Origin of the sequence: Brevibacillus dissolubilis (assembly GCF_006170445.1) — a bacterium.
In the GTDB taxonomy this organism is placed as follows: Bacteria; Bacillota; Bacilli; order Brevibacillales; family Brevibacillaceae; genus Brevibacillus_B; species Brevibacillus_B dissolubilis.
Map to the genome: position 1 here is coordinate 172,237 of NZ_VCNA01000010.1, position 18,947 is coordinate 191,183.

The window sequence follows — 18,947 nt, forward strand, 5'->3', positions numbered from 1 at the left end:
GGCGACTGGAAAACAGATGAGTCTCCCGCTCTCACCCCCCAAACAGACGAATGAAAAAGAAGGTTCAGCCCCCCACCAGGTCAAAAAATCGACCCCCAGGGCTGAACCTTTTTCCACATGAACTGTCAAATTTTTAATTTTTATGGAAGGCTGATTCATCTTCCCGCATATTGGTTAAAGAAAGCTATAGAGGACTCGAACACATGACCAAGAGGTGACCGAACGTGACTAACCCTAATCTGTTTCATATTCATCACGAGGAGACGGACACAGGTACAACCCTATATTTGATTGGACAGCTTGACTTGTCAATGGCTGTTCATTTCCGCTCGGTTGTCGAACCGTTGGCGATGAATGCTGACAAGACACTGACGCTCAATCTGCGCGATCTGCGCTATATCGACAGTACGGGTCTGGGCATCCTCGTGGCGATCCTCAAGGTGCGGGAGGAAGTGGGTCAGACGCTCATCGTGGAGGATGTGACGCCAAAGGTACAGCGTCTCCTCGACCTGACCGGTATCTCTAAGTTCCTGCGGCCAGTACCGGACCAGACCGCTGAACAGAAAGGCGGTGCGGTATGATTCAGACCACCAAACGCATCCGCATCACGATTCCTGCCGATGCCGAATTTATCGACGTCGTGCGCCTCTCCCTGTATGGCTTGGCGACACGGATGGGCTTTTCCTTTGAAGAGATTGAAGATATGAAAGTGGCTGTATCGGAAGCCTGCAATAACGTGATTCTGCACGCCTATACACAACCAGACGAAGGCGAGATTGAACTGACCTTCACACCGCACGTCGACCGGCTGGTGATCTCCGTACGTGATCAGGGAACCAGCTTTAACTTCGAACAAACCGTCAAGGGTGTGGAACCGCTGCACGATAAAGAAATTCATGAACTGAAAGCGGGCGGACTCGGCATATATATGATGCAAGCCTTGATGGATGAGGTCGTCGTCCACAGCGGGGCAGGAACGGAAGTGATCCTGACGAAACTGCTATCCCATCAAGGAGGGAAGACGCATGCAAGCGAAGCCAATCACCTATCTGGAGATATCCACGGATGAACGCAGTCAGCTGATCCGTGAGTACCAAGAGACGCAGAATCAGGACGTGGCCACACAGCTCTTGATGCTCTACGAACCGATGGTCAAGATGGCAGCAGGCAAAATCGGGCGCAACACCCCTCAATTGTATGAAGACCTGTTTCAAGTGGGGCAGATCTCCCTCTTACGCTCACTCGGCCAGTACGATCCCGCACTCGGCAACGAATTCGAGCCGTACGCGATGAAAAGCATGATCGGCCATATGAAAAACTACCTGCGCGACAAAGCCTGGTATGTTCAAGTACCAAGGCGAATCAAAGAAAAAAGCATGCAGGTCCAGCAGACAATCGATCTGTTGACGATGAAGCTGGAGCGCTCCCCAGGCATTGACGAGATCGCTGCCCATCTCGGTTTGTCTGTAGAGGAGACGGTGGAGATCCTTGCTGGACGCGATTACTTTCAGTTTGCTTCACTCGATACTCCCCTGCAAAAGGAAGGCAGCCCTACAGGCACGCTCGCTGATATCGTCAAAAGCGACGAGGACGTCTACCGGATGGTGGAGACCCGTCTTGACCTGCAAGACGCCCTGCAGAAGCTCGGGGACGAGGAGAGGCGGGTCATCCACCTGATCTATGTAGACGGCCACTCCCAACGAAAAATAGCCGCCATGCTTGGAATCTCGCAAATGAGTGTCTGCCGGATTCAGAAGCGGGCGATGGACAAGTTAAAGGAATATTTGGACACCCCGCGTGAGGCTTTGGATGGGTAATCCCCGAACACGTCACTTTTACAGTTGGCGTGTTTTTTTGCAACTTTTTACCGTATTCAAGCGTCCCGAATTTCATATATATTGGAAGAAGGAAGGAATCATACAGGGAGGAATGCACATGACACTTGATCTGGCTTCAGTATCCGACGTGATTTCTATCCGCCAGGCCTCCAGAGAGACAGCGGTACAGCTGGGCTTCTGCGAATTGGAGCAGACGAGGCTGGTCACAGCAGTGTCTGAGATTGCCATGTTGCTCTATGAGAATGGCTATACGGCCAGCTTGACAATACAAGAACAACTCACGAATACCAATGAGGGGATTACACTCGCGTTCCACACCATCTCGCCTGATCTGCCAGATTTTTGGTCGCTTGTGCGTAAGGAACCCGATACCGTAGAACAAAATATTGCGGCGAACAAACTCAAGCGGTTGGTAGACGAATTCGAGGTCACGACAGACGGGCAGAAGGGTGTCTCCATCGTGCTGACCAAGTGGAAAAATCCCTAGATGGAAGGAACGCGACTGTATGGATGAACGCTTCAAACAAGCCTATGAACATCTCCTTTTCCGTTACCTGGAGGAACGCGGAGAAGAACAGCTTTTCGCAGCCCAGCAGTTATCCAAGCGCTCGATCCAAGATACGGTTCGGTTGTCTGAGGTGATCTCTACCCATTTTGAAGCGATGAGTAAAAAGGTAGAGCTGCCCCCAATCTGGCAGGACAGCTATCGGTTTTTCCTAGAGTTTACCATGCATTACAGCTTATCACTGGGGGAGCGGGAGGCGTGGCTTGCCAACCAGCAGCAGTTGGAGGCAGAGCTGTCGCTGGCAGCCTCCGTCCAGCAGTCCCTGTTGCCGGATATCTCACAGGCCGAGCTGCCCGATGATGTGGAGCTGGGGGTCGTCAGTGTGGCACCGCGCAAGGTGAGCGGGGACTTCTACAGCTTCAATGCCAACCAAGACGCGGTGGAGATTGCGCTCGCCGATATTTCCGGCAAAAGCATTCCGGCTGCCATCCTGATGGCGATGATGCGTTTTGCGATGGATGAGGTGCTCGGTGACAAGCAGATTCCACATAGACTGCTCGCCTCACTTAATCGGTTTGTCTGCAAAAACACCGAGTCCTCCACATTCGTCACGATGTTCTGCGGTACATACAAGCAGGAAAACTCGATGTTTTATTATGCCAATGCCGGTCACGAGCCAGCGCTTTTATACCGGGCGGCACAGGATGAATTCACGGAGCTGACCACGGATGGTTGTGCGCTGGGCATCAGCAGGTCCTTTCGCTTTGAGACGAGAAGCGTCCAGCTGGCTCCAGGCGATATGGTGCTGCTCTACACAGACGGCGTGATCGAGAGCAGGGACAGTGACCGGATCGACGACTCCAGCATGCTCCAGACCCTGCTGCGCCAGATCGATCCACAACAGAGTGCCACCCAGATCGTCTCACAGCTGCATCAGCGGATACTCAGTCTGTCGGAGCGGCAGATCCACGACGACCAGACCTTGTTGCTATTCCGCAAAAAACCATCATAATCCACGGGAAAAGGCGCTGCCATGCACGCCTTTTTTGATTTCGGCATACGGTAGCCAAGATAATTAAGTGTTTTTGGAATTAATAAGTTTGATAAATTAACCCTATACTAGATTCGCACATACATTATCTGGGTAAAAATAAATAAGCTTGCCAAAACTTGTAGAACCTAGCCCGATCTCAGCAAAGGAGGGTTTGCCATGGTGTCTAACTTGGAGGCGGTTTCTCGGGAAGTGGAGAAATTGCGCCAACGCTTGTATGAACTGGCCAAGGGTAGAACATTGACAGACCCAGCCATCGTAGCGGCTAGCCAAGAACTGGACCACTGGTTGAATGTATATAATGAATTATTGAGGCAGAATAAACAGCTTAGAAAAGTACAGTATCCGATGCAGTAGGACATAGGGAAAACCCCTTGAAGCTGGATGCCTCAAGGGGTTTTTGACTTAATCATACTTCTCATCCATCTGACGCTCCACACCCTCGACCATCAGATCAAGCTCTGTCTCAAACGGCAGATAAAGCTGAACAGGCAACTGCTGCACGATTTCGTCAATCAGGGGGAGAGCGAGCGCTGCATCCAGATCAGCAGGCTTCTCCTTTAATCCATCGAACCATGCACGCACAGCTGTGATGAACACATAGAATGAATCCTGAAAACGGTCAGCATCGGCCTCCGCCTCATCCAAGTCGCTTTTCGCCATCTGGTTCCAGTTGCGCAGCATAGCGGAGAGCGTCTCACTTACATTGGACTTCGCATCCACGGGAAAGCCCCCTTTTCTCATCATCTGGGCAGGAGGTCTGACAGATCGTGTACGATAGATGCCTCCCGCCATGTGGTACTCGCTGGATTACGCCCCACGCAGCGCCGCTATAGCGACCAAAGCCCAGCCGATCAGAAACGCCAGACCACCGAGCGGAGTGATTGCGCCAAGCTTCGTGATGCCGGTCAGCGCCATAGCATACAGGCTGCCGGAGAAGAGGAGAATCCCCACGAAGAAGCTCCAGCCAGCCCAGTTCAATTGGGCAGAATTCGCAAGCTTCATCGCCAGAATGCCTACAAGCACCATTGCGATGGCATGATACATATGGTATTGAGCACCGGTATTCCAGTTCATGAGCAATTTTTCAGTGACGCGGTCCCGCAGTCCATGCGCGCCGAATGCACCCAGAGCGACAGACAAAAAGCCCATGATACTGCCGAGGAAAATGAATAATTTAGCCATACAAGCAAACTCCTTTTTTCTTTCTATTGTAACCTAGTTCGTGGTGAACAACCTGTGACAGTTTGCCCAATCAGCACATTTTGGCAAAAGGCTCAGGTGGAGAGGGCGCATTTGTAGACGATTGAGCGCCGGTTGACCCCTTTGAGCAGGATCGAATATTTTTCATGCACGATTCCTTTCGTTTGGAGCAGGGAGGAGACTTCCGGAGATTGAAACACCTCATCCGTCAGCCAGATCTCCCCGGCTTGGGCAATCGATTGCACCCGTGCTGCGATATTCACGGTCTGTCCGAAGAAGTCAATCGTCTCATTCGCTTTGACCGCAAGTGCAGAACCAGTGTGCAGACCGATTTTGAGCTCCATCTGATAATCGGACTTCAGCTCCTTGCGCTGATTCCACTCTTGGATCTGGGCCAGCATCTCATAAGCGGCACACACGCCGTCACAAGGATAGGTAAAGGTCGCCATGATCGCGTCCCCCATCGTTTTGACAATCGCGCCGCCGTGCTTGCTCACGACTTGGGACAACAGCTTAAAATGCTCCTGCACCAGATTGTAGGCATAGGTATCACCGGACAGCTCATACAGCTCGGTTGAGTTTTGCAAATCGGTAAACAGCAGGGTGATGTTGCTTAGCCTTAGCTGCAGATCATCCGGGAATTTTTCGATCAGGAGCGCTTCCCGGAATTTTTGGTTATTCAGAAGCATATATCCGGTCAGAAAAGGCTGAAGCTTAGGCGGATGGCTCGTGGTGATGTGATGAAACATCTCCAGATTGGTGAAGAGCAGCACCAGACCCGCCTGTATCTCCAGATGATTTTGAATAATCAGCTCCGTCTCACCAGGTGCAATCGTTAGCATCGGGGGAGTGATCCCGTCTGGTGTAAGATCGAGGGTCAGCGTTTTGGCCGATGCCGCTTCATCGCCCACACGGATATAGCTGACCATGTGCTGATCGAGACTAAGCAGCCTCAGCAGATCTCCGGCCTTCGCCTCGAAGCGGATCACACCAGCTTGACCACCCATGGGAGCCGTAAAGCCGCGAAATGCAATATTTTCTGTAAAATGCTGATGTTCTACAGAACGATGATAATTGCGGGAGATAAAATAGTTTTCATATTCTTTCTCATTCGTAAACGGGCTGTAGGTGAAGCAGGCAACCTCCGGATTCATCGTAAAGGAGACCTCGATGTAGCGGTCCAGCTCCGCATCATAATCCACATTGCACACGATACAGTGAAAGTGACCGTCTGCCAGCTCGTGCAGCGATCCATAGCTGTGCTCCATCCCGCCGCAGGTTGGGCAGAGCATGTTCCACTCCATCTGAAAAAGCCCCACCTTGGTCGCATAGATAAACAGATTTTGTACCAAAATAGCATTAAAGTGATGTTGGCTTGCAAACTGCAGTGGATTGATCCGAAACAGTTCCCAGCCGGACATCTCTTCTAAAATATGGCCAAAGCGTTGCACGTCCGCCGCGTCAAAAAAGGCATAGGAATCTTGCAAGACCTGTAAGTGGCTCCACAGTTTGATATGGTCGATCATCTTTGACTCCCCTATTCAAAATTCTATAGTCCTATTGTACTATGGAACCTGTTTTCTTTTGGTAAGGAAATTCCTTCTTACAGCTACGGTTGCAAATCGTAGGGAGACATGTTATCGTTAAGCAATAAAAATCGGAACACGAAATGGAAAATGGCATTTTCCGTGCTGGTAACGGGCGGTGCTGTTTTTTTGTGTGAACCAAAGGAGTATGAAAACATTGCCAACCTTTTTCGAACTCGGATTAAGTCATCCGGTGATTCGCGCGATCAGCGACATGGGTTTTGAGGAAGCCACCCCTATTCAAGAAAATACAATTCCAATTGCGCTGACAGGCCGCGATATGATCGGGCAAGCTCAGACCGGTACAGGTAAGACAGCAGCCTTCGGAATTCCTATCATTGAACGGATGGATCCAGAAAAACCGCATGTACAATCGATCGTTTTGGCTCCTACACGTGAACTCGCTGTACAGGTAGCGGAAGAACTCAACAAAATCGGCCGTTTCAAAAACGTCCGCACGCTCCCAATCTACGGCGGTCAAGACATCGTCAAACAGATCAAAGCGCTGAAAAAGAACCCTAGTATTATTGTCGGCACTCCAGGCCGCGTGATTGACCATATCAAACGTGGAACCCTGAAATTGGGCCATATCAACATGGTAGTACTCGACGAAGCGGACGAAATGCTCAACATGGGCTTCATCGAAGAGATCGAACAAATCCTCGAAGAAGTACCAGATGAGCGCCAAACTCTGCTCTTCTCTGCAACGATGCCACGTGCGATCGAAAACCTCGCACAACGTTTCCTGAAGAACCCGGAAAAGGTAGCGATCAAAGCGAAGGAAGTAACGGTCTCCAACATCGAGCAGATCTACATGGAAGTGCAAGAGAAGCAAAAGTTCGATGCACTTACCCGTCTTCTCGACCTGCAGGCTCCAGAGCTTGCAATCGTATTTGGCCGCACCAAGCGCCGTGTAGACGAGTTGGCTGAGGCTCTTAGCAAGCGTGGTTACTCCGCAGAGGGTATCCATGGTGACCTGACCCAGGCGAAGCGCGACAGCGTCCTGCGCCAGTTCAAAGAAGGCACAATCGATGTACTCGTTGCAACAGACGTAGCAGCGCGCGGTCTCGATATCAGCGGTGTTACCCATGTATACAACTTCGACATCCCACAAGACCCAGAGAGCTATGTTCACCGGATCGGCCGTACTGGTCGTGCAGGTAAAACAGGTATGGCGATCACATTTATCCACCCGCGTGAGATGGACCACCTGCGCATGATCGAGAACATCACCAAGCGCAAAATGGTTCGCAAGCCAGTACCAACTATGACCGAAGCAATCGAGGGCGCACAACGCTCCGCAGTGGAGAAACTTGTGAAGTTCGTGGAAGAAGGCGGCGTTCAAGAGTACAAAGCAATCGCGGAAGAACTCTTGTCTGAAACCGATTCTGTAACCCTGCTCTCCGCAGCGCTCAAGCTCTTGACCAAAGAACCGGATCAAACCCCAATCCGACTGACCGAAGAAGCACCACTCCGCGCTAAGAAAAAACGCTTTGGCGGCCCATCTGACAAAGGCCCACGCCGTGACGGCGGCAAGCGTTATGGCGGCGGTGACCGTGGCTTTGCTCCACGCGGCGGCGGACAAGGTGGCGGCGGTGGCCGTTATGGACGCAGTGAAGGCGGTCGAAGTGAAGGTGGACGCAGCGAAGGTCGTCGTGAAGGACGCGGCGGCGGTGAATACCGTGGCGGTGGCGATAAAGGCAAAGGCGGCGGACGCAGCTTCCGTAAAAACGGAGACGGTCTGTTAGTATAAGAATTATAGAAGGAATATCATTTCCTTCATTATATACGGAAAAAAGACTGCACGACGGCAAAGTCGGCAGTCTTTTTTTTTGTAGGACAAAACGTTGTTGACAATCTCATCCAAACTCCTATAATAGAAATAATATAATTCCGATTGGTTAACTATGAATTGAGGAGTGACAACACGATGAAGCTGCTGTATCCCCGTTTTTCCTTTTTCACCTGTTTCCTCATCATCGCACTTGTGCTGACCCAGGCAGGCTGTGCCGCCACTCAGGCCGTTGACAAGCCCGCCGATAAGGTACGGTTCGGCTATTTTCCCAACCTGACACATATCACAGCCATCATCGGTCTGGAAAAAGGCTATTTTCAAGAAGCATTGGGCGATCAAGTCAAATTAGAAGCCAGACAATATACAAGCGGTGGCCTGTTCATGGAGGCGATGTCCACCCAGCAGGTTGACTTCGGCTATACAGGTCCGGGACCAGCCCTCAACATCTACTCCAGACACCCGGCCCACCAGATTCTCGCGGGAGCGGTCAACGGTGGTACCGTCTTGATGGTACGTCCTGACTCAGGCATCAAGAGCATCGAGGATCTGAACGGGAAAAGTGTGCTCATCCCTGGAATCGGCAACACCCAAGACCTGATGATGCAAAAAGCGTTGAAGGACGCAGGGCTAGCCCCAACCTCACAAGGCGGATCGGTTCAGCTGATTACCACCGCACCTGCTGACGCTGCCAACTTCTTTTTACAAAAAAATGCGGATGCAGCAGCCATGCCTGAGCCATGGGGCGTCAACCTGGAGGAAAAAGCAGGCGCGGAAGTGTTGTACGATTCAGGAAATTTTGCGTGGGGCCTGACTGTTCCCACCACGGTGGTGGCAGCCCGCAATTCTTTTACCAAGGTCAATCCAGAGATGGTCAAAAAACTGTTGGTCGCTCACCAGAAGGCTACCGACTTCATTAACGAGCATCCTGAGGAAGCCGTAGAGCTTTTTATCAAGCATATTAAGGCAACGACAGGCAAGGAAATGAAGAAGGAGCCCCTGCAAAAGGCCCTCGCCAGTATGGAAGTAACAACCGCTGTGCATGAGATCATTTTGCAGGAAATGGCCAAGGTCAGCCGTGAAGCAGGGTACATCACAACGGAGAAAATCGACGGTCTGGTTAATTTGTCATACCTGCCTGCTACCTCTGAATAGGTCGCCAGAACGAAAAAATCCAAACGACATCTATTAGGTCTTCCATTCGACAAATTTCGTGATAAATTAGTAGTGACGGGGTCATTTTGCTCCGTTCTTCGACAAAGGCAAACCCGTTGAAAGGCGGGGACGCAAAGCCACAGGTCTAAGGCTTTCGGGCTAAGACGGCTGGGTTACCGAAAAGAGGCGGAGGAATTCCTATGGTTCAAACGATACAATTATGGACGAACAATCAAGTGATTGAGGCAGAAGTCTTACAGCTCGAAGGCGAGTTGCTGGCAGTACAGGTCGACCCGGTACATACGAGAATGGTCGAGATGGGAGACGTCATCACAGGAGTATACGAAAATCTCGTTTATCCGATGCGTGTACTTGGTATTGTCGAAAATCGGATTTTTCTGTTCTTCTCCATCTACAAGAACAACAACTTCCATCAAGAAGGAAGACGTGTACCAAGGATCAAAGTCAGCCTGAACGGGTTTGCGATGAACCAAAGCTCGGTACAACGGAAGGTATTTCATGTTGGGAATATTCGTATTATTGACATGAGTATTCTGGGGTTTGGCTTTGTTTCAGACCGTGAGCTGAATACCAAGACAGTCCACACCCTGCTGCCACAGGCAGATAAGCTGCCAATCAAAGCGGAGATCATGATCCGCAACGAAGTTGAAGTGGAGAACGGCATCCGTTATGGCGCAGAGATCAAGCATATTACATCCAATCATTTTCAGCTGTTGCGCAAGTACGTGCTGGCCCAGCAGCTGCTGACAAACCGGGGAAGCTTTTCACCTTAGAGGGGTGGGGGCTTCCCTTTTTATTTGGGGACAAAAAACAGGAAGAACGGTAGGGGAAAAGGGATCCCCGGTTCTTCCTGTTTGTCATTTCATTACATTTCTTTATTTCATCACAGCTTGGCAGGCCAGACGGTAGCCATTTTGGATGTTGCCGCCCAGCTTGTCCATCTCCGCAGAGTTGGCCTCATGCAAAAGCGGTGCACCTTCCGTCACATGAACCGTACACATGCCACAGGTTCCTTTGCGGCATTTATATTGAAGCGATTGACCTTGGGCAAGGGCTGCATCGAGCAGACGTTGCTTGGAGACGGCGCGGATGGTGTATGCTTTACGGTTTTGGGTGAGGCGGATGACGGAGGGGACAGATGCAGTGTTTTTGCTTGTGGAAGAAGCTTTGCTGGTCACTGGGCTTTTCTTCGTACCGGTTTGATCCACAACCGTTTTTTCACCATAACCCAGTTCGGCTTGTCCGCGCTTTTTCTCCAGCTCAAGCGGCTGCATCTCGCGCCCTGCGTGTTGCTTCCCGTCCTTGGCGATCAGCGAGCCGACGGTCAGAGGTTTTTTCTCCATGGATCGTTCACCATCCCGTTCTGATATCATGTACACCCTTTATACCCCAGATCCAGTGCGCATGCAAGTCTTTCTCAGGCCGTCCGTTTGGCGTAAGATGGGAGGAGAGAAAAAGGAGCGTGATTGCATGACCGCTTGGTTGATTGGTCTGGCCGCCAGCTTGGTGATTGCTGGACTGGCCTATTGGAAAAAGTCATTGTCTGGTTCAGGCGCACTCGCAGCCGTGATCGTCGGAACCTTATTTTATGCATGGGGCAATGTGATGTGGTTCGGTACGCTGATAGCCTTCTTCATCTCATCCTCGCTTCTCTCCAAATGGAAGCAAAAAGCCAAAAAAGCCGCCGAATCCGGCTATGAAAAAACAGGCCGCCGCGATGCAGGGCAGGTGTTGGCAAATGGCGGGATCGGTCTTTTGCTGTGCGCTGCCAACTGGTTCTGGCCTCATCGGATGTGGTTGCCAGTCTTCATCGGAGTCATGGCAACGGTCAATGCGGATACTTGGGCGACGGAGATCGGTGGGGCGAGTAAGCGTCAGCCGATCTCGATTCTTACATTCAAAAGAGTGCCGGCGGGAACCTCGGGCGGTGTGACCTGGCTCGGGCTGTTGGCAAGTGCACTCGGCGGGGCGTTCATCGGAGGTGTTGCTTCGTTGCTGGGAGAGATTGGCCAGATTGCACCAGGCGGCACGGGCGGCGTGATGTGGGGGACGTTCGTCCTGTTTGTATTCGTTGGAAGCTTGTCTGGACTGATCGGTTCCCTGACTGACTCTCTGCTCGGTGCAACCGTACAGGTGATGTATCGCTGTCCTTCCTGTGGCCGTGATGTGGAAGCGCGGACTCATTGTGGAGCGAGTACGGAGCATGTGCGCGGATTGCGCTTTTGCAACAACGATTTGGTCAATCTGATCAGTTCGATCGTCGGAGGCGCAGTAGCCCTGATGCTCTTCCTGTAGTCTGTCAGGCTCAGCTTTTTTCCTCCCTCATACATCTTCAAGCGGGTAAGCAGATATGATAAGATAGTACAATGCTCGCATCTTAGGGAAGCAGAGGAGTGCGCATTTTGAACAAAAAAATGTCCTTATTTGTCCTATTCGTCATCTGTCTAGCCACCGCTTTTTTCGTTCGGGAACGGGGAGTGGCCCAGATTTTTCAAGACTTTAAACTGGCAACAAGCAGTGCACAGGGAGAAGACCCGCAAGTGACTGCCGCCAAGGAAGCACAGGCCCAGGCACAATCTGGAGGCGCATCGGCCCAAGCAACCGCGGGGTTACAAGGCACAACCACCCAGTCGCAGACGAAGCCAGCCACCGATGCGGCGAACAGCTCTGCCAAAGCCCCAGGCTCCACCCAGCCCGCAACAGCAGGCAACCAGCAGACCGCACCGGGTACCAATACCAGCACCACAGGCGCAACCAAGCCAACCGCGTCTACCCCGACTACGACTACCAAACAGCCTGCCGGCACACCAACCCCGGCAACGGCCAAACCGGCAACCACAACCCCGACGGCGAAAATCTTGCCAGCCACGAACCTGACCGGGACCAATGTTCTGGTGAACAAGACATATGTCCTGCCGTCCACCTACGTGCCCAAGGATCTGGTAGAACCCAAAGTGCCATTCTCCTTCTCCGGCAAAAGCCAAAAGAAGATGATGCGCAAGGAAGCAGCGACCGCACTGGAGCAATTATTTGCCCATGCGAAAAAGAGCGGAATCAACATCGCCGCGGTCTCCGGCTACCGTTCGTACCAGACGCAGGCTACGATTTTTAACTACAATGTAAAAACCCAAGGCAGAGAGCAGGCCAACAAGTTCAGCGCCATACCGGGCCAGAGTGAGCACCAGACGGGTCTTGCCATGGACATCTCCGCCGCTTCAATCAAGTACGGACTGGAGCAGTCTTTTGGAGAGACGGCCGAGGGCAAGTGGCTCGCCCAGAATGCAGTGACATTCGGCTTCATCATGCGCTATCCAAAAGGCAAGGAACATATCACAGGCTACTCGTATGAGCCATGGCATTTCCGCTATGTCGGTGTCGAGATGGCGAAGAACATCACCGACAAAGGGCTGACGCTTGAGGAGTACCTGCAAGAGACACAAGGTAACATCCCGCAACAGGGTTAGACATGCGCTTACGAACAAGTATATGAGGATTAACTCCAAAAGGATCGAACCGCCTGAAACAGATGATGGCGGGTTCGATCTTTTTTCATTATGGTACAATCAATTCACACCAGTCTTATAAAAAATAGAAATACATACAACAGGGGGAATCTTCAGCTATGAGACCGTTCCGGATCGAAACAGCAGATAACGTACATATTCAAATGTATGAATACAGCCAAGAGGGAGAACCGATCCTCTTTTTGCACTATTCACGCGGTACAGCATCTGTATGGAATCACATGATCACAGCCTTCACGGAAAAATACCGTGTCCTGACTATGGACTTGCGTGGTCATGGACGCTCTTCACAGCCAGAGAGTGGTTATGACATCGCGACATTGGCAGAGGATATCCGTATCGTACTGGATGCCTGTGAGATTGACCGTGTGCATCTCGTCGGCTCCTCACTTGGTGCGTTTGTCGGGACATGCTTTGCTTCCCGCTATCCTGAGCGGGTGATCACCTTGGTCAACTCTGAGGGCGCACTGCTTAACCACGCAGGTGAGGGAGGCAGATATCAGGAAAGCAAGCAGGAACTGATAGAGAGATACTTTTCGCGCGAAGAGAGCAGCTTTCCATCTCCAGCAGACTTTTTCAGCCACATGCAAGAGACCTGGCTCCCCTGGAACGAAGCACGTGCGAAATCGCTTGAAGGCTATGAGCCAAGAGCGTTGCCAGACGGTGGCTATGGCTACATCACCAAGCTGTCTACATCTGCACAGGTCTTCGCTGCGATCTATGACACCCGCTTGCAGGATTGGTATGAGACGATTACCTGTCCGGTGCTGTTTTTACCGGCGCATCAAGAGGGGGATCTCGACTTGAAGCTGGCCTTCCTAAAAGAAGTGGAGCCGCTCTTGCCTGTGAGTAAGACCGTGGTGATTCCAGAGACCAGCCATGCCATGATGTTTGACCATGCAGAGGAGTTCAGTCAGGAGATTCTGCAATTCTACGCAGAACACTCCCACCAATAACACCGTTACAGAATAGAAGTGGTGACTTTTTTCTCTTGCCCTGACCACTGTTCTGGGTGTATTATTTATTTCGAATAGCGAAAGGTTTTAACAACAAACTAAATTGCTTCATGTAAAAAAGGGGGACAGAACCCCGTGCCTGATTTGATGCACATTCGAGATCAGCTCCGTAAGATTAACAAAACATTTGGTACCATGATGGCCCAAGAAATGATGAAATTCGGCTTCACCGGCTCACAGCTCATCATCCTGCATGAGATCATGAACGGACCCAAGACGATTGGACAGATCAGCAAAAGCGTTGACCTGTCGTACAGCACCGTCTCTGGCCTGATCGACCGTCTGGAGCGCCAAGAATACGTCCGCCGCGTACGCGATGAGGATGACCGGCGCGTGATTTGGATTGAACAGACAGAGAAGCTGGACGAGCTCAAGGAGCAGATTCCATTGTTGACCGAACACTTTTACCAGCAGCTATTTTCTGACGTATCTCCCGCCGAGCTGGATCAGCTGAGCAAGAGCCTTGAGATGCTTTTGACCCAGATGGAGAGGCAGGCGCAACTAAGAGAGACCACGTTATGACAGCATAGAATCCCGAGGAATGAACAGGAGGCACTATCAGATGAAATATCCGTACTCCACGCAAAAAATCGTGGCGACCATCGCTGCCATCGGCTTGTTTACGGCCGCAGCACCAACCGCACCAGCCCATGCTGCTACACCAGCTGCAGCCATTCAAGTGAAAGTGAACAACCAGCTGGTCAGCTTCCCAGATGCCAACGCCTACGTAGAAAACAGCCGTACCATGGTTCCTGTGCGTTTTGTCAGTGAAGCACTTGGTGCAAAAGTAGGTTGGGACCAAGCCAGCCAACAAGTCAAAATCGAGCAGGGCGAGAAGCAAGTTACTCTCACAGTCGGTCAGAACACCGTCACCGCTGAAGGCAAAACGATCCAACTCGATGCCAAGCCAGTGGTGAAAGCTTCCCGCACCTATGTCCCGCTCCGTTTTGTCAGTGAAGCGCTCGGAGCCAAGGTCGAGTGGAACGATGCCAACCGTCTCGTCTCCATCACCACCACGGAGGCTGGTGACACTGTACAATCAGGCGATACCACCACCAAGCCTGCGACACCAAGCACCGATACAGGCAGCAAGGACGCCGATCTCGGTACCACGCTGACCATCGACAAAGCAGTTGAACTGGCGATGAAAAACAACACCGATCTGAACAACCTCAAGATCGACATCAGCAGCGCCAGCATCAACAACCGCCTCGTCAGCGCCAAGGTCAAAGAGATTCCAGAAGAGTTCGTCACCACGCTCAGCACCGCTCAGCAAAAATACGTGAACGACCTCAAAGCAGAGGTATCGCTGCGCGTCAACGAATACTACCTCAAATCAACCGAAAGCAAAATCAAGCTGGGTGCCGAGAAGGCCTTCTATGACCTGCTCCACGCCCAAGCCGATCTCAACCTGAAAAAACAAAGCCTCAAGCGATCCGAAGAACAGCTGCGTACCGCTCAGCTTGCGTTCAAAGTAGGAACCCGTGCCAAAACAGACGTACTCCAGGCTGAAGCTGGCGTAGCAGGAGCGCAAGCAGCTGTCGCCGCAGCCGAAAGCAGCCTGCAGATGGCTCAGGTGAAGCTCAACGATTTTATCGGGATCGATCTGAATAAACAGTGGACACTCAGCTATCAGGCTACCGCTGCGCAAAAACCAATCGCTCTCGACAAAGCGGTTGAACTCGCCGTAGCCCAACGTGCCGAAGTGAAGCAGAAGCAGGAGGAGATCGCCGTAGGTCAGCTTAACTACGACCTGATCGTCAAATTCTCTGCGGCTTCCACATGGCCGGCTCAAATGGCGAAAAACGACCTGGACAAAGCTAAAATCGCCGTCAACGAAGCCAAGCGTGATGTTACGGTCGAAGTAAGCCAGGCCTACTACAACCTCAACTCTGCACAGGTAGCCGTCGACGCCTACAAAAAAGCCGTGGACGCTGCCAAAGAAAACTACCGCCTGATGAACCTCCGCTACCAAAACGGTCTCTCCACCACATTGGAAGTGATCGGGGCAGAGGAGGAGCTTGCGAACCGTGAGAACCAATACGAAACCGCTCAGCACAACCTCAAGCTGGCGATTGCAAGCTACAACAACGCAATGGGGAACTAATCCACCATCAAGCCACCGACATTCCATCGGTGGCTTTTTGCAGTTGTCCCCTTTTCCTTGCGTGATTTTAGCGTATACTTACTTGTAGCAGTAAGACAGGAGGAGATCGTGTGAATTGGCTGTTTCCCTTGATGGCTGTCCTTGGTGGGGTGGCGATCAGTGTCCAGGCCTCGGTCAACGGTGGCCTTGGCAAAAAAATCGGAACATTGGAAGGGGCGTTCGTCTCGTTCGGGATCGGAACGCTGCTTTTGCTGTTATTGGTGATATTCTTCGGACAAGGCAGTATGCTCCAGCTCGGCAACGTCCCCAAGTGGCAATTGACCGGAGGCTTACTCGGAGCGTTCTACGTCGCCATCATGGTGCTTGTCGTGCCGCAGGCGGGCGTCACGACCACAGTCGCTTCCGTCATTGTCGGGCAGCTGTTGATGAGCGTGATCATCGACCATTATGGCCTGTTTGGCGGAAAGCAGATTCCCATGGACGGCAAGAAGCTGATTGCGCTTCTGCTGATGGGAGTCGCACTGTATTTGTTTTATAAAAGAAGCTAGGCAAGGACATACACAGAAGGCGTGGTAAACCGCATTCCTTCTGTGTAATCCTTGCCTTTCTTTTTTGCTATAGGACGGATTGTTCCCCTTGTTACCTGTACGCTTGTAGGCCCTATTGCTTTAGCTTCGCCTGCAGCCGCTCACTCGTCAGATGCCTCAGCGCATCCGGTGCCTCACACGGACTCTCGCCATACTCTACCTTCACCTTGCCGATCTCCCGCGCCACCCGAACAGCCAGTTGGTTCAGCACGAGATTGATGCTGCCGATCGCGATGAGGGCATACAGCATACCTTCCTTGACCCAGTTCTGCTCTTGGTGGATCGTCTCCCGGATCAGCCGCAGATGGGGCAGGAAGAACGCCAAGTGACCGGCTCCCTGCACTTTTTTCGCCTCGTCCTTGATCATCATATAGGCGCAGCGGCGTACGATTTCATCATCGCTTGTAAGCCACAGCGAGATCAATTCACGACTGTACGGTGTCTTGACCGCCAATTCACTGCAGAATTTATCGGATACATCCCAGAAATCCAGATCATATACCTGTGACTCCAGCTGCTCGCGTGTCACCTTGGATGGTTCATCTAACAGCGTAGCCAGCATCATGGCATCCCGCACCTTGGAGTGCCACAGCTGAAACGACAGCTCATGACTGTTCCCCAGCTGCTTGGCTAATTGCTTCAGCCTGGTGATCGCCACACCATGATAGACATACTCTTCACGGGTCGAAAGTCCAAGCCGTTTCCAGACTTCCACACTTCTCGGATCGGCCCATTGCTCCAGTTGTGCGATGATTTGACGTACCTGCATCGTGTCCCTCCCGTTACCGTTACATAGCCTTATTTTTGGCAGTATTGCCCAAGTAGGGAGGGGATAGACGGGGGGAAACACTTTTAGGAGTTCAACAGCGAACGGAGTTTCCGGATTTCACGTTTGGCTTGCTCAGGCTCTTCGATGTGCACGGCAGCGGCAATCCGTTCCCAATAGGGGAATGCTTTTGCTTTGATCTCCAGCAACGCCAGGACGAATAGCTTCTGTAACTCTTCTTCTGTGGAGTAGTGCCACTGCAAGGATAGGTCGAATCTGTCTATTTCTGCTTGCTGTTGTGGAGTAAGACGATTAAGAACAACCAGATAGTCTGGTGAATCTGCGGGGATTTCGAGCAATGCAGCATAAAAATCCGGTTTCGGGAGCTTGTACGGGGGGGCAATTCGTTCATCCATCAGATAACCGAGCCTGCCTGTTTCATCTTTAACCCCGATGTTCAGATAAAATTGAAAGGGACTTCCGGGGAGATTCCATTGACTCCTTTGAAAAAAGATCTCTTCCGTGATGTCACCGCATCTTCTGCTGAAACGTGTTCCTTTTTTACGAAATCCAAGTGGCTTGAGTTCGGCACCAACTATCGCCCCTAAGTGCTTGCTGAATTGAAAAGGGTCAGCCACGTATAAAACTCCTTTATTTTCGAAAATAACAACTGTTTGATTATAACATCATAATAACCATGTTTTTGAATTGATTAGTTCAATTATCTAATTAAAATTATTATAAATAAGTATTGACTATAATGTAATATACGATATAATGAATTCATAAGCGATACCGACTACAAACAAATAATGATTCTAAATAAATACGAGGTGAACCTCATGTACGATGTCATCATCATCGGTGCCGGTCCGGCCGGAGCATCTGCTGCGATCTACACCGCACGCGGCAATCTCAAGACACTCGTGATCGACAAAGCACCAACAACAGGCGCACTTGCCATGACCCATAAAATCGCCAACTACCCTGGAGTAGAGGGAGAGCTGACCGGTAAAGAACTGCTGGATAAGATGCGCAACCAAGCGATCAGCTTCGGCGCCGAATTCATCCAGACCCAGATCAGCGCAGTTGACGTCGAAGACGAGACCAAATACGTCTTCACCGCCGACGGCACCTACGAAGCCAAAGCTGTCATCGTCGCGACCGGCTCCAAAGGCCGCAACCGCATGCTCCCAGGCGAAGAGAAGCTGCTCGGACGCGGCGTCAGCACTTGCGCTACCTGCGACGGAGCCTTTTTCCAAGACAAAGAAGTAGTTGTCATCGGGGAGAACGAAGAGGCATTAGACGAAGTGCTTGCCTTGGGCAAATTCGCTTCCCACATCCACTTCATCATCCCACGCGCCGAGCTCCAAGGCGTCGAAGAGATGCCAGAATTGCCGAAAACAACTCTCTATTACCGCACCCGTCCAGTCGAAATCCTCGGCGAGAACAAGGTAGAGGGCGTCCGCATCCGTGACAACAACGGAGGCGAACAAGACATTGTCGTAGATGGCGTGTTCGTTTTCCTCTCAGGCAGCAAGCCAGGCACCGACTTCCTCGACGGTCAAGTTCCGCTCGATGAAGAGAACTTCATGATTCTCGACGATTTCATGCAATCCACTGTCCCAGGCGTATTCGGCGCAGGGGAAGTAAGACGCACACCAGTCAAGCAGGCTGTTGTTGCCGCAGCAGACGGTGCCATCGCCGCCATGGCCGTCGACAAGTACATCAACAAACGCTCCAAAGTCGTCCCTCAATACAAATAACATTCCAAATACAACCCCTAATTAAAAAAG

Annotated in this window: 22 protein-coding genes and 1 riboswitch; of the genes, 16 read left to right on the forward strand and 6 right to left on the reverse strand. The window is 51.5% G+C overall.

The window, feature by feature from the left end:
• Positions 1-224: 224 nt before the first annotated feature.
• The 6 genes from FGI41_RS18680 (at position 225) to FGI41_RS18705 (ending at position 3,751) form a co-directional block, all read left to right on the forward strand.
• Positions 225-581 (forward strand): STAS domain-containing protein, encoded by a 357-nt coding sequence (locus tag FGI41_RS18680; protein ID WP_139491854.1) that lies wholly within the window; start codon positions 225-227, stop codon positions 579-581.
• Complete coding sequence (gene rsbW, locus FGI41_RS18685; protein ID WP_139491855.1) at positions 578-1,069, forward strand: anti-sigma B factor RsbW; 492 nt, start codon at positions 578-580, stop codon at positions 1,067-1,069. Before FGI41_RS18680 ends, rsbW begins: the two co-directional genes overlap by 4 nt.
• A complete protein-coding gene (locus FGI41_RS18690) occupies positions 1,026-1,817 on the forward strand; it encodes a sigma-70 family RNA polymerase sigma factor (RefSeq protein WP_139491856.1) in 792 nt (263 codons plus the stop codon). Before rsbW ends, FGI41_RS18690 begins: the two co-directional genes overlap by 44 nt.
• Positions 1,818-1,935: 118 nt before the next feature.
• A complete protein-coding gene (locus tag FGI41_RS18695; RefSeq protein WP_139491857.1) occupies positions 1,936-2,325 on the forward strand; it encodes an ATP-binding protein in 390 nt (129 codons plus the stop codon).
• Positions 2,326-2,344: 19 nt separating this feature from the next.
• Positions 2,345-3,355: a SpoIIE family protein phosphatase gene (locus FGI41_RS18700; RefSeq protein WP_139491858.1), complete on the forward strand. Its 1,011-nt coding sequence runs from the start codon at positions 2,345-2,347 to the stop codon at positions 3,353-3,355.
• Positions 3,356-3,553: 198 nt separating this feature from the next.
• The gene (locus FGI41_RS18705; RefSeq protein WP_139491859.1) at positions 3,554-3,751 is read left to right on the forward strand and encodes an aspartyl-phosphate phosphatase Spo0E family protein; all 198 of its coding nucleotides are present in this window, start codon (positions 3,554-3,556) and stop codon (positions 3,749-3,751) included.
• Between the two features lie 48 nt (positions 3,752-3,799).
• On the opposite strand, the gene FGI41_RS18710 is transcribed toward FGI41_RS18705, so the two are convergent.
• From FGI41_RS18710 to FGI41_RS18720, 3 genes are all read right to left on the reverse strand, one after another.
• Positions 3,800-4,117 carry a hypothetical protein gene (locus FGI41_RS18710; protein WP_255298535.1) on the reverse strand — a complete coding sequence of 106 codons (318 nt, stop codon included), beginning with the start codon at positions 4,115-4,117 and terminating at the stop codon, positions 3,800-3,802.
• 87 nt (positions 4,118-4,204) lie between these two features.
• Positions 4,205-4,579, reverse strand: a complete 375-nt coding sequence (locus tag FGI41_RS18715; RefSeq protein ID WP_139491860.1) for a DUF423 domain-containing protein — start codon at positions 4,577-4,579, stop codon at positions 4,205-4,207.
• A 92-nt stretch (positions 4,580-4,671) separates the two neighbouring features.
• On the reverse strand, positions 4,672-6,123 hold the full coding sequence (locus tag FGI41_RS18720; RefSeq protein ID WP_139491861.1) for an adenylate/guanylate cyclase domain-containing protein: 1,452 nt from the start codon (positions 6,121-6,123) through the stop codon (positions 4,672-4,674).
• Positions 6,124-6,340: 217 nt separating this feature from the next.
• Here FGI41_RS18720 and cshA point away from each other — a divergent pair, with 217 nt between their 5' ends.
• From cshA to FGI41_RS18735, 3 genes are all read left to right on the forward strand, one after another.
• Entirely contained in the window at positions 6,341-7,936 is a 1,596-nt protein-coding gene (cshA, locus tag FGI41_RS18725; RefSeq protein WP_139491895.1) for a degradosome RNA helicase CshA, read from the forward strand.
• Between the two features lie 177 nt (positions 7,937-8,113).
• Positions 8,114-9,130 (forward strand): aliphatic sulfonate ABC transporter substrate-binding protein, encoded by a 1,017-nt coding sequence (locus FGI41_RS18730; protein WP_139491862.1) that lies wholly within the window; start codon positions 8,114-8,116, stop codon positions 9,128-9,130.
• 96 nt (positions 9,131-9,226) lie between these two features.
• A riboswitch (cyclic di-GMP riboswitch) is annotated at positions 9,227-9,311 on the forward strand.
• Between the two features lie 19 nt (positions 9,312-9,330).
• Entirely contained in the window at positions 9,331-9,924 is a 594-nt protein-coding gene (locus FGI41_RS18735) for a hypothetical protein (RefSeq protein ID WP_139491863.1), read from the forward strand.
• A gap of 102 nt (positions 9,925-10,026) precedes the next feature.
• Here FGI41_RS18735 and FGI41_RS18740 read toward each other — a convergent pair whose 3' ends face one another.
• A complete protein-coding gene (locus FGI41_RS18740; RefSeq protein WP_176560349.1) occupies positions 10,027-10,494 on the reverse strand; it encodes a 2Fe-2S iron-sulfur cluster-binding protein in 468 nt (155 codons plus the stop codon).
• 127 nt (positions 10,495-10,621) lie between these two features.
• Between FGI41_RS18740 and FGI41_RS18745 the strand changes: the two genes are divergently transcribed.
• From FGI41_RS18745 to FGI41_RS18770, 6 genes are all read left to right on the forward strand, one after another.
• Positions 10,622-11,446 (forward strand): DUF92 domain-containing protein, encoded by an 825-nt coding sequence (locus FGI41_RS18745; protein WP_139491865.1) that lies wholly within the window; start codon positions 10,622-10,624, stop codon positions 11,444-11,446.
• A gap of 107 nt (positions 11,447-11,553) precedes the next feature.
• A complete protein-coding gene (locus tag FGI41_RS18750) occupies positions 11,554-12,615 on the forward strand; it encodes a M15 family metallopeptidase (RefSeq protein WP_255298536.1) in 1,062 nt (353 codons plus the stop codon).
• A 158-nt stretch (positions 12,616-12,773) separates the two neighbouring features.
• Positions 12,774-13,631, forward strand: coding sequence for an alpha/beta fold hydrolase (locus tag FGI41_RS18755; protein WP_139491866.1), 858 nt, complete (start codon positions 12,774-12,776; stop codon positions 13,629-13,631).
• 135 nt (positions 13,632-13,766) lie between these two features.
• Entirely contained in the window at positions 13,767-14,213 is a 447-nt protein-coding gene (locus tag FGI41_RS18760; protein WP_139491867.1) for a MarR family winged helix-turn-helix transcriptional regulator, read from the forward strand.
• Between the two features lie 40 nt (positions 14,214-14,253).
• On the forward strand, positions 14,254-15,798 hold the full coding sequence (locus FGI41_RS18765; protein WP_176560350.1) for a stalk domain-containing protein: 1,545 nt from the start codon (positions 14,254-14,256) through the stop codon (positions 15,796-15,798).
• 110 nt (positions 15,799-15,908) lie between these two features.
• A complete protein-coding gene (locus FGI41_RS18770) occupies positions 15,909-16,346 on the forward strand; it encodes a DMT family transporter (protein WP_139491869.1) in 438 nt (145 codons plus the stop codon).
• A 112-nt stretch (positions 16,347-16,458) separates the two neighbouring features.
• Here the strand turns inward: FGI41_RS18770 and FGI41_RS18775 are convergent, their stop codons facing one another.
• A complete protein-coding gene (locus FGI41_RS18775; RefSeq protein ID WP_139491870.1) occupies positions 16,459-17,154 on the reverse strand; it encodes a DNA alkylation repair protein in 696 nt (231 codons plus the stop codon).
• An 83-nt stretch (positions 17,155-17,237) separates the two neighbouring features.
• The gene (locus tag FGI41_RS18780) at positions 17,238-17,789 is read right to left on the reverse strand and encodes a DUF4304 domain-containing protein (RefSeq protein WP_176560351.1); all 552 of its coding nucleotides are present in this window, start codon (positions 17,787-17,789) and stop codon (positions 17,238-17,240) included.
• Positions 17,790-17,993: 204 nt separating this feature from the next.
• Here FGI41_RS18780 and FGI41_RS18785 point away from each other — a divergent pair, with 204 nt between their 5' ends.
• Positions 17,994-18,917, forward strand: coding sequence for an NAD(P)/FAD-dependent oxidoreductase (locus tag FGI41_RS18785; protein WP_139491872.1), 924 nt, complete (start codon positions 17,994-17,996; stop codon positions 18,915-18,917).
• Positions 18,918-18,947: the final 30 nt, after the last annotated feature.

What these genes read in the sequence shown, in the direction of transcription:
- rsbW (WP_139491855.1), top strand. Translation starts at nt 578, where the DNA reads ATGATTCAGACCACCAAACGCATCCGCATCACGATTCCTGCCGATGCC.
- FGI41_RS18690 (WP_139491856.1), top strand. Translation starts at nt 1,026, where the DNA reads ATGCAAGCGAAGCCAATCACCTATCTGGAGATATCCACGGATGAACGC.
- FGI41_RS18695 (WP_139491857.1), top strand. Translation starts at nt 1,936, where the DNA reads ATGACACTTGATCTGGCTTCAGTATCCGACGTGATTTCTATCCGCCAG.
- FGI41_RS18700 (WP_139491858.1), top strand. Translation starts at nt 2,345, where the DNA reads ATGGATGAACGCTTCAAACAAGCCTATGAACATCTCCTTTTCCGTTAC.
- FGI41_RS18705 (WP_139491859.1), top strand. Translation starts at nt 3,554, where the DNA reads ATGGTGTCTAACTTGGAGGCGGTTTCTCGGGAAGTGGAGAAATTGCGC.
- FGI41_RS18715 (WP_139491860.1), bottom strand. Translation starts at nt 4,579, where the DNA reads ATGGCTAAATTATTCATTTTCCTCGGCAGTATCATGGGCTTTTTGTCT.
- FGI41_RS18720 (WP_139491861.1), bottom strand. Translation starts at nt 6,123, where the DNA reads ATGATCGACCATATCAAACTGTGGAGCCACTTACAGGTCTTGCAAGAT.
- FGI41_RS18730 (WP_139491862.1), top strand. Translation starts at nt 8,114, where the DNA reads ATGAAGCTGCTGTATCCCCGTTTTTCCTTTTTCACCTGTTTCCTCATC.
- FGI41_RS18735 (WP_139491863.1), top strand. Translation starts at nt 9,331, where the DNA reads ATGGTTCAAACGATACAATTATGGACGAACAATCAAGTGATTGAGGCA.
- FGI41_RS18740 (WP_176560349.1), bottom strand. Translation starts at nt 10,494, where the DNA reads ATGGAGAAAAAACCTCTGACCGTCGGCTCGCTGATCGCCAAGGACGGG.
- FGI41_RS18745 (WP_139491865.1), top strand. Translation starts at nt 10,622, where the DNA reads ATGACCGCTTGGTTGATTGGTCTGGCCGCCAGCTTGGTGATTGCTGGA.
- FGI41_RS18755 (WP_139491866.1), top strand. Translation starts at nt 12,774, where the DNA reads ATGAGACCGTTCCGGATCGAAACAGCAGATAACGTACATATTCAAATG.
- FGI41_RS18765 (WP_176560350.1), top strand. Translation starts at nt 14,254, where the DNA reads ATGAAATATCCGTACTCCACGCAAAAAATCGTGGCGACCATCGCTGCC.
- FGI41_RS18775 (WP_139491870.1), bottom strand. Translation starts at nt 17,154, where the DNA reads ATGCAGGTACGTCAAATCATCGCACAACTGGAGCAATGGGCCGATCCG.
- FGI41_RS18785 (WP_139491872.1), top strand. Translation starts at nt 17,994, where the DNA reads ATGTACGATGTCATCATCATCGGTGCCGGTCCGGCCGGAGCATCTGCT.